We start from the raw sequence: 13,588 nt of genomic DNA, 5'->3' as shown, positions 1-13,588 counted from the left end.
TGTCGTCCTGAAAGAACTACATTGCTTCTCGAGGATAAATGCTGACCTGTTTCTTGTCTTTGCCTTTACGTTCGAAAGTTACGACACCGTCACACATCGCAAATAAAGTATCATCGCCACCGCGGCCTACGTTCTTGCCGGGATGAATATGAGTTCCTCTCTGTCTTACTAAAATGTTACCAGCCAATACGAACTGACCGTCTCCTCTTTTAACGCCAAGACGTTTGGATTCACTGTCACGACCGTTTCTAGAACTACCTACCCCTTTTTTGTGGGCAAACAGTTGAAGGTTCATTTTAATCATTATTTTCACCTCCTGTTAATTATCAATTATTTTAACATAATCTCTATAAGCGGCTTCTGTAGCGCACAGCCCTAAATGGAAAGTATCCATCAAGGCGTCCGCCTGAATTTTCTGCACCGGGTCTTTGATTTCGGGAATTTCAAAGGACGTATAGCCCTCATCTACCCGACGGTTTAAATCGGTCAGACCAACGATCTCACTCAAGCCATTCAATATACTGATGGTTAAGATCGAGACTCCTGCGCATACGATATCTTCGCCTGAATCCGCATATTCTCCATGTCCGGATACCTCTACTTTTCGTATCGTATCGCGGTCTCTCTCAAAAGTTACTGTAATCATTACGCTTCGATTGCTGTAATTTTAACTTTCATGAACGGCTGTCTGTGGCCCTGTTTTTTACGGTAATCTTTTTTAGATTTATATTTATAAACAATTACCTTTGAAGCCTTAGCTACTTCTAAAACTTCGCCTTTAACCACTGCATTTTCAACAACCGGAGTACCAACAGTTAATTCACCGTCTTTGTTCACAGCTAAAACATCGCTGAAAGAAACTTCCTTCGCGCCGTCTTCGAGATTGAGTTTTTCAATTTCGATCACATCGTCCTGCTGAACACGGTACTGCTTACCACCTGTTTTAATGATTGCGTACATAATAAAAACACCTCCTCATACCAGTCTCGCCACGAAAGGTGCATTTCTGACTTATAACCTTACATGTGCGGCTTCATAACTCGTTAATCATAACACATGCCCAAAGTCTTTGTCAATCACAAATAAAATTTTTTTCTTTTTAAAACGCAGGTGCTTTCTTTTTAAGGTAATTATGCTAAAATAAATCCGTTACTATTTTTGATAAAGGAAGCCAAAATGAGCCAAAACCCAAAGACTGAAAATAAAAAGACAAGCAACCGGATCATAAACAGCATTTGTATTATCGTCATTATCGCCTCACTTGCTGGCCTGATTTACTACAGCCTGCCTTATATCCGCCAGTATTTTAAAAAAGAAGCGGTCGCCAGCATTGCCCAGCCAACCGCGGAGGATACAGGCGTTGACTTCGATGCCCTCAAGGCCGTTAACCCGGACACTGTCGGCTGGATAAAAATAGAGGGCACCTCCATCGATTATCCAGTTGTCCAGACCGACAATAACGAAAAGTATCTATACACCACCTTTGAGGGCGAGGAATCCCAATGGGGCGCAGTCTTTCTCGATTATACCTACAATTTTAACCGTGTGCCAAAGGCCCAGAACAGCGTTCTGTATGGGCACAGCCACAATATCCAGAAATCCTCCACTTTCGGAGATCTTCACAACTATCTGGATGAGAGCTTCTTCAGGGCGCATCAGACCATCGAGTACGACCGAGTCGGTGATCCGGGGAAATGGGAGATCTTCTCTGTCTACAAAACCGAAGCCGACTATGACTACCGGCGCCCCGATTTTGCGGGTGACGAGGACTTCCTCTCTTATTTCCAGCGCATCCAGAACCGCAGTCTCTATAAAACGGACGTAGTTCTTGAGCCAGACGATGAAATCCTGACCCTTTCTACCTGTGTTTTTGACATGGACGATGGCCGGCTGGTTGTCACAGCCAGGAAAATTTCATAAACAAAAATCCCGTCTGCACTTACGCACAGGCGGGATTTTTTCAGTTCATCTGCTTCTTTTTAAGCTTTCTCATTTCCCTTTCAGGAATCAGGATATTTTCCTGATAATCAAAGCATTCCTGGGCGATCACCTTGTTGAGCACCAACAGACAGATAAGATTCGGAATCGCCATCAGGCCGTTCATGGTATCGGAAAAATCCCAAACGATCTGCAATGCCGTGGTCGCGCCCAAAAACGTGACGACCGAAAAGACAAACCGGTAAATTTTAACCGCCACAGTTGACGGGATCAGATATTCCAGTGACTTTTCACCATAATACTCCCAGCCCAGTATGGTCGAAAAGGCAAACAGCATAATACCAATGGTGACGATCATAGCGCCTACCGGGCCAATGGCAGACTCGAAGGCCCTGATGGTCAGGTTTGCCCCGGTATAGATCTCGCCTGCCGCGTTAGTTGTGCCCAGCACGCCCGAGGAGGCGATGACAAGGCCGGTGATGCTGCAGACCACTAGCGTGTCAAAGAAAGTACCGGTCATATTGATATACCCCTGTCTTGAGGGGTGGTCAGTTTTGGCCGCTGCTGCCGCAATCGGGGCAGAACCGAGCCCCGCTTCATTGGAGAATACCCCACGGGCAACGCCCCAGCGCATGGCTGAGAGCATATTTGCAATGATGGATCCCCCTACACCGCCGGCAACCGCTTCAGGTGAAAAGGCCATGCGGAATATCTCGACGATTCCCGCCGGTACGTTATGAAAATTAATGATAATAACAAGGATTCCGGCTACAAAATAGAAAACAGCCATGATCGGAACAATAAAGCCGCAGACACGGCCAATGCTCTTGATACCGCCCAAAAGGACGATCAATGCCAAAACAGTCAGAACAACACCGGTTATCCAGGTCGGTACCCCAAAAGTATTCTGAACCGCATCAGAGATGGAGTTCGCCTGTGTCAGGTTACCAATACCAAAGGATGCGATGACGGCAAAAAGTGAAAACAAAAACGCCAGCAGGCTTCCCAGCCATTTAACTTTAAAGCCCTTTTTCATGGCGTACATGGGCCCGCCAGCCATCTCACCCGACGAGTTTGTCTCACGGTATTTGACCGCCAGAACACTCTCGCCGTATTTGGTAGAAAGGCCAAACAGCGCGCTGATCCACATCCATACCAGTGCCCCCGGGCCTCCCAATACCATGGCTGTGGCAACGCCGACAATATTGCCGGTCCCAATGGTCGCAGCCAGAGCTGTCATTAAAGACTGAAAAGGCGAGATATCCCCGCTGTGCTCCTTGGCATTTTCATCTTTGGGCGGACGGGTAAACACCGATCTCAGGGCATACCCCAGATTCCTCCACGGCAAAAACTTCAGCCGTATGGTCAAAAAGACACCTGTACCCACCAACAGCACAAGCATAATCGGTCCCCATACGAAGTTATTGACCGCGGCAATAATTTCAGAAAAACTCATTTTCTCCCTCCCTTTTCTAAATATACCTGTTCATTTTACCACATTTCACGTTAGTGCACAAGTTGCGGGTACAAGTGTCCTCATTTTACGGTCTTTTTGGCCTGTAAAAAAAGATCAGGCTGAATATTCCCAATCTACTTTAGACATTTCTGCCCTGTCCTGATTTGTGATGGAATGGATATATAACTGTAATGTCAATGCTGCGTTCGAATGTCCCAATATCCTGCTCAAAACAGATATCTGCATGTTTTTACTGGCTGCGATGGTGGCAAAGGTGTGGCGGAGCGCGTGAAAATTGACTTCCTTGACCTTCGCCTTTTTTAAGACGACTTTAAAATACTGCTGATACACCCTCGGATCAATAAAGGTCCCTGACTGATTTTGAAAAACAAAAGTATTTTCATTGATGTTTCCCCACGACTCGGTTACGACCATGCGGTGATAGGCCTTCAAATACTGGTATTGTCCGTTGTTCATGGGAATATCCCGCACAGAGTTGGTCGTTTTTGTTTCTGAGACAACCAGCTTTGTTTTTGGCCCGGCCGGGTCAAAGGTCTTAACCCGCTGAACCGAATGTCTGACGTGTATCACCCGGTTAGAGAAATCGACGTCGCCCCACTTGAGGGCCGCCAGCTCGCCAAGACGCATCCCGGTTTTTAACGCCATCAGAATCGCGACGGATTTGGGATTATCATCCGTGTGAAGCAGCACATACTCCAACCGTTTACACTCATCCGGCTCCAGATAGACCGGCTTATGGAATCTTTTGGGCGGCAGCGACACCTTTCTGCAGGGATTTTTAATCATCAGCTCCTGGTCCACCGCCAGCTCCAGCGCGCTTTTTAAAATCATCATATAACTCCTTACCGTCGCAGGCGACAGGCCTGTATCGTCATTCTTCGCGTTTTCACATAAATATTTAACAAATTTCTGAATAATATCCGGTGTCAGCTCCAGCAGATTATAGCTGCCGATCTGAGGGATGATATGCTTGTAGATCACATTATAATACCGCATATAGGAGGTTGCCCGAATTGTATTTTTCTTATGCCCTTCCAGCCACTCAATCATCCATTCCTGAAGTGTCAGTGTCCGGACCACTTTCAGCATTTCATCATGGCTGAAGGCTCTCTGTAAAATCCCGGTTGTCTGCTGCTGTGTTTTCTGCCGGCGCAGCAAGCGCTGAAGCTCAACCTCCTCGCGAACTCTTTCCTCCGCCTCTTCCAAAACTTCTACTGCTTCCTCATAGGTATGGGCATAGACCGACCGGTATAGGGCCTTTCCGTACACCCCTTCATACCCCACAATGTAACGACCTTCATAACGGTTGTCTTTCCGCTTGTAGATGTTTCTTCTCTGTTCTTTCATGATTTCCTCCTGATAAATAAAATTTCTATATCATTTTATATTCGGAGATAAAAATCGGCTGAGATTTTTTGTAATAAACTATGTTTATTTGTTTTAAACCCTTTTTTACACAAAAATAAAAAGAACCTGCAGACTTACCTTCTCTGCAGGCCCCTGTTGATCATAGACTTAAGGGTTTACCGGATAAACTTCAGCACACTCTGCTTAAGCAGCTCTGCACTGTTCTTTCCCGCTTTACTTTCATAATATTCTTTAAAGCGTTGGTCTTCTGTGTACATCCGAACCAGTCCGCGGTGTGCGTCCGGGTTAGTGCTTCCCCACGCCAGCGTGATCCACTGTTTATGAAGCCGGGCAAGCTCCTCCCCTTCCGGGCTGTCGATGCTTCCCAGCCGGGTTACTTCTGTTAAAAGCGTGAGGATGCTTTCTTCCAGCCCGACAAATTCATTATATTTTTCCGGTGACATGTTCTTAAACTGGGCATTACTTTTATCAACCGCTTCGGCGCCATATTTTTCACGGATTTCCTCACCATAAAGGTCCTCGTTTTCATCAATCTTGTTTTGAATAAAGCCTTTGAATTTTTCGTGATCTTCCATTGTCTTTTTCCCTTCCTTGCTCTCGATCGTTCTGGTCACAGTATTGATTAAATCGTCAATCTGCTTCTTTTTAAGAAGGAGCTGCTCTCTGTGGGATTTCAGAGCAGTCAGGCTGTCAAAGCCCGGAGCATCCAAAATCTGTATGATTTCTGCCAGCTCAATTCCCAGCGCGCGGTAAAATAAAATCTGCTGGAGGCGGTCGACCTCACGCTCCCCATAAATCCGGTAACCCGAGCTGTTGATACGCGCCGGCTTCAACAGCCCAATCTCATCGTAATAACGCAGTGTTCTCGGCGAGACCTTTGCCATAGCCGCCAGCTTTTTAACCGTATATTCCATATTCTACTCCTCCTGTCACACATTATAGACGTTGACGCCGCGTAAAGGTCAAGGCCTTTTTTGATTTGCTGTAAAAAAATATTTAAGCTATAATAGATGATAATAAGACAATTCCATAAAATCAAAGGAGTCCGTATGAAAGAGCATCCTTATCTTCCTGATTTAGATACACCAGTCGACTACAGCCTCAATCAAAACTGGCTGTGTCTGCCTAAAAAAATAGCCAGGCCTGATAACAAGCCCATCGATATTTTTTACCTCTACCCCACCGCCTACTATAAAACACCGCATGGTCCTAATATCTGCGAGGTAACCAATGAAGCCATGCGTATCCGGGCCGCAGAGCACCTCCAGACAAAGGCGTCCGTCTTTTCGCCCTACGGCAATTTTTACGCGCCTGCGTACCGCCAGGCCGCCCTCGAATGCCTTCTCGACAATACGCCGGAAAACAATCTGCTTTTCACAAGGGGGCCTGTCACCTGCGTACTGTCTGCCTTTGACTATTACATTAAACACCATAATAACAGCCGTCCCTTTATCCTGGCTGGCCACTCCCAGGGCTCGCTTTTGCTCCAGTTTATTCTCAGCCTCTATTTAAAAGAGCATCCGGAGGTTCAGGACCGGATGATCGCCGCCTATGTGATCGGCTACTCTATCACCCGGGGATATTTAAAGGACAATCCTCATTTAACCTTTGCGCGGGGGGCAAAAGACACAGGCGTTATCATTTCATATAACACAGAATCTCCGGGTGTCACGGGTGACAACATCACCCTGCTCCCAGACGCAGTATCCATCAACCCCATCACCTGGACCCTCACCGACAAAAAAGCCGAAGCGTCGCAGAGCCTTGGTTCGCGCCTGGTCATACGTGACAGCGCAGGTAAACTTGTCGGCATGCAGGATCTTCCGCACTATGCCGACGCCGCCCTTGATCTGGACCGCGGCACTGTGATCTGCAGTACTGCAGACCCGGATGCCTTTAAGGTCATCGGCCAGGAGAGCGCTTTCCCCTCCGGTGTTTTACACACCGGCGATTACCCGCTTTATTACTATGACCTTCAAAACAACGTTAAAACACGCATAAAATCCTATTTTTCAAGCCATCCTCAAACAGATGGAAAATACGCTCTTTAAAAGAAAAAGCTCCCTCAGATTGAGAGAGCTTTTTTCTTATTTTACTTCCTTCATCCAGGCGTCATAAACCGCCCTGGCAACCGCCGGAGCGACGCGTTTATCAAAGGGACTTGGCATAACATAGTCCTCATTCAGTTCCTCTGCACTTACAAGGCCAGCGATGGCATAGGCTGCCGCTACCTTCATAACTTCAGTGATACGCGACGCTCTTGCGTCCAGCGCGCCTCTGAAAATCCCAGGGAAGGCCAAAACGTTGTTGATCTGGTTTGGAAAATCAGACCGGCCCGTTCCAATGACACGCGCACCTGCTTTTTTAGCCAGATCCGGCATAATTTCAGGGATAGGGTTCGCCATGGCGAAAAGAATGGCGTCTTTATTCATTGACGCTACCATCTCCTCTGTCACAATGCCAGGGCCAGACACACCGACTAAGACATCGGCGCCCTTGATGGCATCCTCCAGGCTTCCGGTAATGTGTTCCTGATTTGTATGCTCAGCCAGCCAGAGCTTATGGCCTGTCAGGCCGTCACGGCTGATATCAATGATGCCGGTACGGTCACACATGACGATGTTTTTTACATTTAGGGACATCAGCATTTTCGCAATGGCCGTCCCGGCAGCCCCCGGACCGCTGATGGCTACCTTAATCTCAGAAATATCCTTCTCAACTATTTTCAAGGCGTTGATGAGGGCAGAAGAAACGACAATGGCCGTCCCGTGCTGGTCATCATGAAAAACCGGAATATCGAGGGCTTCCTGAAGCTTTTCCTCAATCTCAAAGCACTTTGGCGCAGAGATATCCTCCAGATTAATCCCTCCAAAGGTCGGAGCGATGTTAATGCCTGTCTGGATGATCTCGTCAGCGTCCTGTGTGCTGACGCAGATCGGAAATGCGTCGACATTGCCAAAGGATTTAAACAGGACAGCCTTGCCCTCCATAACCGGCATAGCGGCCTCACCGCCGATATTGCCAAGACCCAAAACAGCTGAGCCGTCTGATAAAACCGCGACCAGGTTTCCCTTGGCGGTATATTTATAGACATCCTCTTTATTCTCCGCGATTTTACGGCAGGGTTCGGCAACACCCGGTGTGTAGGCGATGCTCAGATCATCTTTATTTTCAAGTTTCATCTTAGAAACGACTTCTACTTTACCTTTGCACGCTTCATGGGCTTTCAGCGCTTCTTTATTGTAATCCATACTTTCCTCCGGTTTCTACATTTATGTAATGAAATAACGGCCTTATTATAACACAACCCCGTGTGGGTTTAAAGACGGTTTACAAGAAACTTTCAATATTGTGACGGCAAAAGAAAAGGCTCGCTTGGGGATGCGAGCCTTTTCCGGGTTAGAACAAGTTATGAATGTGGTAAAAATTCATAAAATCAAGGAGTATCGTTGGAGTTAGAAAAAATAATTTGTTATGTTTATCTAACTTTAAGTCTATTATAGAGCCTTCAGCCTGCTTTGTCAACCCTATTTTGAAATTTCTTAATTTAATCTTCAGGTTCTTACCAAAACCACGAATACTGCCAGGTTTTTTCTTTTTCTTTTAATAAACTTCTGGTATAATTGACAGAAACAAATAAAACACTTTTGATGAGAGGACACATGAAAAAGCGATTATTTATATTGTTATTGATTGTCACCACCCTGTTTACAGTAAGCAGCTGCGGCCAATCCGAACCACTGGTAAGGTTCGACGAAGGCAGCGGGCTTTTTATCACCTACGGATTTGTTCCCGTCGATGATAAAAACACACAGATCATCAGTACAGCGGTCAACAATTCGGATTATGAGATTACTGACCTGAAGGTTACATACGGCATTAAGGATTCTTCCCACACCATTGAGGAGAGCGCCGACAGTGTTAATTCCAAGTCCAGCCGCGATCTCTCAAAGGTCACGCAGAGCTATGCACATTCACTGGATGAAGGAAAGCTCTATATTTCTCAAATTGACTATACCGTGAAGAAGGATAAAAAAGCTCAGAAAATCACCTATCATCCTGACTCTGACACTTATGACCTGAACTGAAAAATCCCTCCGGCGAAAAGCATCCGGGGATTTATATAACGATTTTATCCTGATTTATATCAAAAAAACAGGCGCCTGGACGCCTGTTTTCTTTTTTATTCAAACTGTTTTTTAAATTGGCGAAGGTCTCCATTGTAAAGGTCCATATCGATAAACCGTTCCTCACCGCTGTAACCATTGAGGATTTCTCTCTGGGAATACTGCCAGAAGAGCCACTCGTGACCGCCCTTCAGTTCAGGCTCCTGGTCTGAAATATCACAGATCCAGATCGGGATTTCAGCAAAGGCGTCGGATAGATAGGTGTTATAGGTATTGTAATTGGTATAGATGATCGGTGTCTTTTCATAATAATCTTTGAACCTTACGATCATATCATTGACAATGGCCTGTACCTTGTTCTTATCCATCGGCTTATCCAGATAGTCTCCATAGAGCTCGAGGTCAATAACTGGCGGCAGACTGTCATTTTCCTTGGGAACTGTGTTGATAAAATGGTCGGCCTGGGTTTTTCCATCCTGGTCAAAATTCACAAAATGGTAAGCGCCGACCTTCAGATGAGTCTTGCGCGCTTCCTTCCAGTTCTTCTCAAAATTTTTGTCCACATGGTCTTTTCCCTCCGTCGCTTTAATGAAGGCAAAGTATATGTCCTGGTCAGCCAGCTTTTTCCAGTTAATATCACCCTGATAGGCCGAAACGTCGACACCTTTTACATGGTTTCCACTGTTTCGCACGCTGTTAATCGCAAAGAAAAGGACCACCGCCACCAGTATTGCCGCGGCCGCACCGGCAACGATGATCAGGCCTTTCTTACTTAAAAATGTTTGTTTAAATTTTTCCATATAACCGCTACTCCTTTAAATTCTGCTTTACAGTATATCGATTCATTCTTAATATTAGCTGGTAGAAGTCTCTCAGCACTCTGACGCACCTTACCAGCGACGGTGCCTGCGGTCTTCATTGTTTTCATTATCGTTGTCATCATCCCTGTGCTTATTGCGGTAAAAAATCACAACACAGAAGCATAACAGTACAACGCCCCACATCCATGCCGGCAGCTGCATTTTCCACCTCCTCAGAACTCACGGTGCTGGCTCTCATCGATAGCGATGGCCTCCAGCTGTGTTCTCAGCCAATGTAAATATTCTGCCTTATTAGGATCGGTCTCCTTGCGCTCCGCGTGGTTGACCACCATCACTAATTTGTCAAACTGCATTTGTATCTTAGGGAATTCTTCCACTGATCTGGTTCCTCCTGTTCTCTATTTTCGGCTCTATTGTAACACAAGTTTTCCCAAAAAACAAAGAAGATGTCACAGCTTGGATGACATCCTCTAAGGTAATTAACCATTTTTTACACAGGCCGCTTTCATTTTCCGGACATATTCCTCGATAACCGGGCCAGCGGCTTCGCCGTTAGCCTCGATCATTTTTACAATAGCCGACCCCACAATCACACCGTCCGCGTACGCGCTGATGCTCTCTGCCTGTTCCGGCGTAGAGATCCCGAAGCCGACAGCTGCCGGTGTGCTGGTATTCTCCCGTATGACCCGGATCATCGACTGAAGGTCTGTTGTGATCTCAGACCGGACACCGGTAACTCCAAGGGAGGATACTGTATAGATAAAACCCGAAGCCTCCCTGGCGATTTCTCCAATGCGCTGCTCGGAGGTCGGCGCGATCAGCGAGATGACATCCACACCATATCTCCCGGCAATGGGTTTATCCTCTTTATTTTCCTCAAAGGGCAGGTCTGGAATGATGAGGCCGTCGATTCCCGCCTCCTGGCACTTGGCGCAGAACCGGTCAATGCCGTAGGTAAAGATGGGATTGACATAGGTCAAAAACACCAGGGGCACCTGAACCTTTTTACGCACCCGGGCCACCATGTCAAAAATTTTGTCGGTTGTGGCGCCCTGGCTCAGCGCGCGGATATTTGCCCGCTGGATCACCGGCCCCTCAGCGATGGGGTCAGAAAAGGGAATCCCCAGCTCAATGAGGTCTGCCCCTGCCCGCTCCATGAGCGTGATGAACGCCTCTGTTTTTTCAAGGGTCGGGTCACCCGCTGTGATAAAACTAATGAAGGCTTTGCCGTGGTCAAAGGCCTTTGCGATGCGATGGTTACTCATGTAAATCCACCCCCTTATAGCGCGCGATGGCTGCCACATCCTTATCTCCGCGGCCCGATAAGCAAATGATGATGCTCTCATCCTCTGACATGGACGGCGCCAGCTTTCTAACATAGGCAACGGCGTGAGCACTTTCGACTGCCGGGATAATCCCCTCTGTCTGCGAGAGGTACTCAAAGGCTGCGATGGCCTCGTCGTCGGTGACAGGCACATACTCCGCCCTGCCAAGATCGTGCAGATGGGCGTGCTCCGGACCGATGCCGGGGTAATCCAGTCCGGCGGAGATCGAGTATACCGGGGCGATCTGGCCGTAGACATCCTGGCAGAAATAGGATTTCATACCATGAAAAATGCCGGGGGTGCCCTTGGCGATGGTGGCCGCGTGCTTGTCAGTATCCACGCCCTTTCCGGCCGCTTCGCAGCCAATGAGCCGGACGCCCTGATCTTTTATAAAATGATAAAACATTCCCATGGCATTGCTGCCGCCTCCGACACAGGCCAGCACAGCCGCAGGGAGCTTTCCCTCTCTTTCCAGAATCTGCTCTCTGGCTTCTCTGCTGATCACAGATTGAAAATCACGCACCATCATGGGAAATGGATGCGGCCCCATCACTGAGCCCAGCACATAGTGGGTGTCTATAATCCGGCTGGTCCATTCCCGCATGGTCTCATTGACCGCGTCCTTTAAAGTCATGGTGCCGCTGGTAACAGAGTGGACCTTTGCGCCAAGCAGCTCCATCCGGTAAACATTCAAGGCCTGGCGGTCGGTGTCCTCTTTTCCCATGAATATTTCGCATTCCATATTCATGAGCGCCGCCGCAGTGGCGGTGGCAACACCATGCTGCCCTGCGCCTGTCTCCGCAATGACGCGGGTTTTGCCCATTTTCTTTGCCAGGAGCACCTGTCCCAGCACATTGTTGATTTTGTGCGAGCCGGTATGGTTCAGATCCTCACGCTTCAGGTATATTTTCGCGCCGCCAAGATCCTTCGTCATCTTTTCGGCATAATATAGTAATGATGGGCGGCCTGCGTAGTTTTCCAGCAGGCTGTTCAGCTCGGCATTAAAGGCCGGATCATTTTTATAGTGTTCGTAGGCCTCCTCAAGCTCAATCACCGCGTTCATTAATGTCTCAGGGATATACTGGCCCCCGTGCTGTCCGTAACGTCCTTTTGTCATTGATCGAATCTCCTTATTTTTTTGATGATTTCCTCTATTTTACTGGGGTCTTTATACCCATTTGTCTCCACGCCGCTGCTGATATCCACGCCGTATGGCCGAAAGGTTCTGATAGCTTTTTCGATATTTTCAAGCTTCAGCCCGCCTGCCAGGAAAAAGGGCTTTTCGCTCACATTTCTATCTAACAGCTCCCAGTTAAAAGCGCTGCCTGTACCGCCGTAGGCATTCTTATTATAGGCGTCCAGCAGCAGGTAATTCGCCTGGCCGTAGGCTTTAAGCGCCGCCAGGCTTTCTTCCCCCCTGATTCTAAAGGCCTTTACCACGGGACAGCCGGTCTCACGGCGCACCCTCTCGGCAAAGGCGGGGGGCTCATCGCCGTGAAGCTGGACGATATCCAGAATACCCTGGCTGGCAATTTTCAGAACAGTCTCCAGACTGGGATTGGCAAAAACACCCACGCTCTGGATTTTTGGGTCAAGCTGTCTTTTCAGCGAAAGGGCCTGCTGTGGTGTCAGGCGGCGTCTGCTCTCGGCAAATACAAAGCCAATATAATCTGGCCGGACCGCATTGACTGCTTCGATATCCTGCAGCCTTGTCAGGCCACATATCTTAATCTTGGTCTCCATGCTAAACACGCTTTCCCCGAAGCCTTTCCAGCGCCTCTGCCTTGCGGCTGCTGCGCATCAGGGCTTCGCCGATAAGCACTGCGTCTGTTCCGTTTTTCCTGAGTGCATCGATGTCTTCAGACGTTTTGATGCCGCTTTCCGAGACAAAGATAACAGATTCTGGCGCCAGCTGCCTGAGCCGCTTGCTGTTTTCGATATCAACCTCAAAGGTTTTAAGGTTCCGGTTGTTGACGCCGATCACCCGGGCGCCGGCTTTCAGCGCTGAGCGAAGCTCTGTCTCATCGTGAGCCTCCACCAGCGCTGTGAGGCCCAGGGCGTCGGCAATCCGGAGGTATTCCTCTAAGGTTTGTGTATCGAGAAGTGCACAGATCAGCAGGACTGCGTCTGCGCCGATAATTCTGGCCTCGTAAATCTGGTAGGCATCAATGGTAAAATCCTTTCGGATAACCGGGATGCTCACCGCTCTCCTGACAGCGCTCAGATAGTCGTCGCTGCCTAAAAAATATTCGGGCTCTGTGAGGACTGAGATGGCGTCTGCGCCGGCGGCCTCATAATCTCTGGCAATGTGCACATAGGGAAAGTCTGGTGCGATAATCCCCTTTGAGGGCGATGCTTTCTTGACCTCACAGATAAACGCGATATCTTCCTTTTTCAGGGCCGCCTCAAAGCAAAAGGGCTTCTCAGGCGCAATTGACAGCGCTTCTTCTCTTACCGCTTCCAGGGGCTTTTCTGCCTTTAACCGGTCAACCCGCGCCCTGGTACTGGCCGCTAATTTATCTAATATCATCT

At 48.0% G+C, this 13,588-nt stretch carries 17 protein-coding genes; 3 read left to right on the top strand and 14 right to left on the bottom strand.

From position 1 onward, the window contains the following. Nucleotides 1–16: 16 nt before the first annotated feature. From rpmA to rplU, 3 genes are read right to left on the bottom strand one after another with little or no spacing between them, the layout of a single operon-like run. A complete protein-coding gene (gene rpmA / locus CPZ25_RS01605; protein WP_013379990.1) occupies nucleotides 17–304 on the bottom strand; it encodes a 50S ribosomal protein L27 in 288 nt (95 codons plus the stop codon). A gap of 15 nt (nucleotides 305–319) precedes the next feature. Then, nucleotides 320–646 (bottom strand): ribosomal-processing cysteine protease Prp, encoded by a 327-nt coding sequence (locus tag CPZ25_RS01600; RefSeq protein ID WP_058694921.1) that lies wholly within the window; start codon nucleotides 644–646, stop codon nucleotides 320–322. Next, a complete protein-coding gene (gene rplU / locus CPZ25_RS01595) occupies nucleotides 646–960 on the bottom strand; it encodes a 50S ribosomal protein L21 (protein ID WP_058694922.1) in 315 nt (104 codons plus the stop codon). The genes CPZ25_RS01600 and rplU overlap by 1 nt, the downstream gene beginning before the upstream one ends. A gap of 216 nt (nucleotides 961–1,176) precedes the next feature. Here rplU and srtB point away from each other — a divergent pair, with 216 nt between their 5' ends. Further along, on the top strand, nucleotides 1,177–1,920 hold the full coding sequence (gene srtB, locus CPZ25_RS01590) for a class B sortase (RefSeq protein WP_058694923.1): 744 nt from the start codon (nucleotides 1,177–1,179) through the stop codon (nucleotides 1,918–1,920). A 40-nt stretch (nucleotides 1,921–1,960) separates the two neighbouring features. Here srtB and CPZ25_RS01585 read toward each other — a convergent pair whose 3' ends face one another. From CPZ25_RS01585 to CPZ25_RS01575, 3 genes are all read right to left on the bottom strand, one after another. Next, entirely contained in the window at nucleotides 1,961–3,394 is a 1,434-nt protein-coding gene (locus CPZ25_RS01585) for an alanine/glycine:cation symporter family protein (RefSeq protein WP_207670839.1), read from the bottom strand. 114 nt (nucleotides 3,395–3,508) lie between these two features. Continuing rightward, nucleotides 3,509–4,762, bottom strand: coding sequence for a tyrosine-type recombinase/integrase (locus CPZ25_RS01580; protein WP_096919467.1), 1,254 nt, complete (start codon nucleotides 4,760–4,762; stop codon nucleotides 3,509–3,511). A 176-nt stretch (nucleotides 4,763–4,938) separates the two neighbouring features. Further along, complete coding sequence (locus CPZ25_RS01575) at nucleotides 4,939–5,697, bottom strand: MerR family transcriptional regulator (protein ID WP_096919466.1); 759 nt, start codon at nucleotides 5,695–5,697, stop codon at nucleotides 4,939–4,941. A gap of 135 nt (nucleotides 5,698–5,832) precedes the next feature. On the opposite strand from CPZ25_RS01575, the gene CPZ25_RS01570 reads away from it, so the two are divergent. Beyond that, entirely contained in the window at nucleotides 5,833–6,834 is a 1,002-nt protein-coding gene (locus CPZ25_RS01570; protein WP_167495134.1) for a DUF3089 domain-containing protein, read from the top strand. A gap of 36 nt (nucleotides 6,835–6,870) precedes the next feature. Here CPZ25_RS01570 and CPZ25_RS01565 read toward each other — a convergent pair whose 3' ends face one another. Next, nucleotides 6,871–8,034, bottom strand: a complete 1,164-nt coding sequence (locus tag CPZ25_RS01565; protein WP_096919464.1) for an NAD(P)-dependent malic enzyme — start codon at nucleotides 8,032–8,034, stop codon at nucleotides 6,871–6,873. Nucleotides 8,035–8,445: 411 nt separating this feature from the next. Here CPZ25_RS01565 and CPZ25_RS01560 point away from each other — a divergent pair, with 411 nt between their 5' ends. Beyond that, a complete protein-coding gene (locus tag CPZ25_RS01560) occupies nucleotides 8,446–8,871 on the top strand; it encodes a hypothetical protein (RefSeq protein WP_096919463.1) in 426 nt (141 codons plus the stop codon). A 95-nt stretch (nucleotides 8,872–8,966) separates the two neighbouring features. Here CPZ25_RS01560 and CPZ25_RS01555 read toward each other — a convergent pair whose 3' ends face one another. From CPZ25_RS01555 to trpC, 7 genes are all read right to left on the bottom strand, one after another. After that, nucleotides 8,967–9,710, bottom strand: coding sequence for a GH25 family lysozyme (locus CPZ25_RS01555; RefSeq protein WP_058694930.1), 744 nt, complete (start codon nucleotides 9,708–9,710; stop codon nucleotides 8,967–8,969). Nucleotides 9,711–9,800: 90 nt separating this feature from the next. Beyond that, nucleotides 9,801–9,932, bottom strand: coding sequence for a hypothetical protein (locus CPZ25_RS20930; RefSeq protein WP_263422115.1), 132 nt, complete (start codon nucleotides 9,930–9,932; stop codon nucleotides 9,801–9,803). A gap of 11 nt (nucleotides 9,933–9,943) precedes the next feature. Next, the gene (locus CPZ25_RS20305; protein WP_013379977.1) at nucleotides 9,944–10,108 is read right to left on the bottom strand and encodes a hypothetical protein; all 165 of its coding nucleotides are present in this window, start codon (nucleotides 10,106–10,108) and stop codon (nucleotides 9,944–9,946) included. Between the two features lie 102 nt (nucleotides 10,109–10,210). Continuing rightward, nucleotides 10,211–10,996, bottom strand: a complete 786-nt coding sequence (trpA, locus tag CPZ25_RS01550; RefSeq protein ID WP_096919462.1) for a tryptophan synthase subunit alpha — start codon at nucleotides 10,994–10,996, stop codon at nucleotides 10,211–10,213. Beyond that, on the bottom strand, nucleotides 10,989–12,173 hold the full coding sequence (gene trpB, locus CPZ25_RS01545) for a tryptophan synthase subunit beta (protein WP_096919461.1): 1,185 nt from the start codon (nucleotides 12,171–12,173) through the stop codon (nucleotides 10,989–10,991). Before trpB ends, trpA begins: the two co-directional genes overlap by 8 nt. Beyond that, entirely contained in the window at nucleotides 12,170–12,799 is a 630-nt protein-coding gene (locus CPZ25_RS01540; protein ID WP_096919460.1) for a phosphoribosylanthranilate isomerase, read from the bottom strand. Before CPZ25_RS01540 ends, trpB begins: the two co-directional genes overlap by 4 nt. Nucleotide 12,800: 1 nt before the next feature. Next, nucleotides 12,801–13,586, bottom strand: coding sequence for an indole-3-glycerol phosphate synthase TrpC (trpC, locus tag CPZ25_RS01535; protein ID WP_096919459.1), 786 nt, complete (start codon nucleotides 13,584–13,586; stop codon nucleotides 12,801–12,803). Nucleotides 13,587–13,588: the final 2 nt, after the last annotated feature.

The organism is Eubacterium maltosivorans, from assembly GCF_002441855.2.
In the GTDB taxonomy this organism is placed as follows: domain Bacteria; phylum Bacillota; class Clostridia; order Eubacteriales; family Eubacteriaceae; genus Eubacterium; species Eubacterium maltosivorans.
Note: the sequence above shows the minus strand (reverse complement) of the source record. Positions and strands in the feature narration are given on the sequence as shown.

Excerpts from the sequence above, each read along its gene's own strand:
- CPZ25_RS01565 (WP_096919464.1), bottom strand. The coding sequence starts at position 8,034 with ATGGATTACAATAAAGAAGCGCTGAAAGCCCATGAAGCGTGCAAAGGT.
- trpA (WP_096919462.1), bottom strand. The coding sequence starts at position 10,996 with ATGAGTAACCATCGCATCGCAAAGGCCTTTGACCACGGCAAAGCCTTC.
- CPZ25_RS20930 (WP_263422115.1), bottom strand. The coding sequence starts at position 9,932 with ATGCAGCTGCCGGCATGGATGTGGGGCGTTGTACTGTTATGCTTCTGT.
- CPZ25_RS01580 (WP_096919467.1), bottom strand. The coding sequence starts at position 4,762 with ATGAAAGAACAGAGAAGAAACATCTACAAGCGGAAAGACAACCGTTAT.
- trpB (WP_096919461.1), bottom strand. The coding sequence starts at position 12,173 with ATGACAAAAGGACGTTACGGACAGCACGGGGGCCAGTATATCCCTGAG.
- rpmA (WP_013379990.1), bottom strand. The coding sequence starts at position 304 with ATGATTAAAATGAACCTTCAACTGTTTGCCCACAAAAAAGGGGTAGGT.
- CPZ25_RS01560 (WP_096919463.1), top strand. The coding sequence starts at position 8,446 with ATGAAAAAGCGATTATTTATATTGTTATTGATTGTCACCACCCTGTTT.
- CPZ25_RS01600 (WP_058694921.1), bottom strand. The coding sequence starts at position 646 with ATGATTACAGTAACTTTTGAGAGAGACCGCGATACGATACGAAAAGTA.
- CPZ25_RS01575 (WP_096919466.1), bottom strand. The coding sequence starts at position 5,697 with ATGGAATATACGGTTAAAAAGCTGGCGGCTATGGCAAAGGTCTCGCCG.
- trpC (WP_096919459.1), bottom strand. The coding sequence starts at position 13,586 with ATGATATTAGATAAATTAGCGGCCAGTACCAGGGCGCGGGTTGACCGG.
- srtB (WP_058694923.1), top strand. The coding sequence starts at position 1,177 with ATGAGCCAAAACCCAAAGACTGAAAATAAAAAGACAAGCAACCGGATC.
- CPZ25_RS01540 (WP_096919460.1), bottom strand. The coding sequence starts at position 12,799 with ATGGAGACCAAGATTAAGATATGTGGCCTGACAAGGCTGCAGGATATC.
- CPZ25_RS01570 (WP_167495134.1), top strand. The coding sequence starts at position 5,833 with ATGAAAGAGCATCCTTATCTTCCTGATTTAGATACACCAGTCGACTAC.
- rplU (WP_058694922.1), bottom strand. The coding sequence starts at position 960 with ATGTACGCAATCATTAAAACAGGTGGTAAGCAGTACCGTGTTCAGCAG.
- CPZ25_RS01555 (WP_058694930.1), bottom strand. The coding sequence starts at position 9,710 with ATGGAAAAATTTAAACAAACATTTTTAAGTAAGAAAGGCCTGATCATC.
- CPZ25_RS01585 (WP_207670839.1), bottom strand. The coding sequence starts at position 3,394 with ATGAGTTTTTCTGAAATTATTGCCGCGGTCAATAACTTCGTATGGGGA.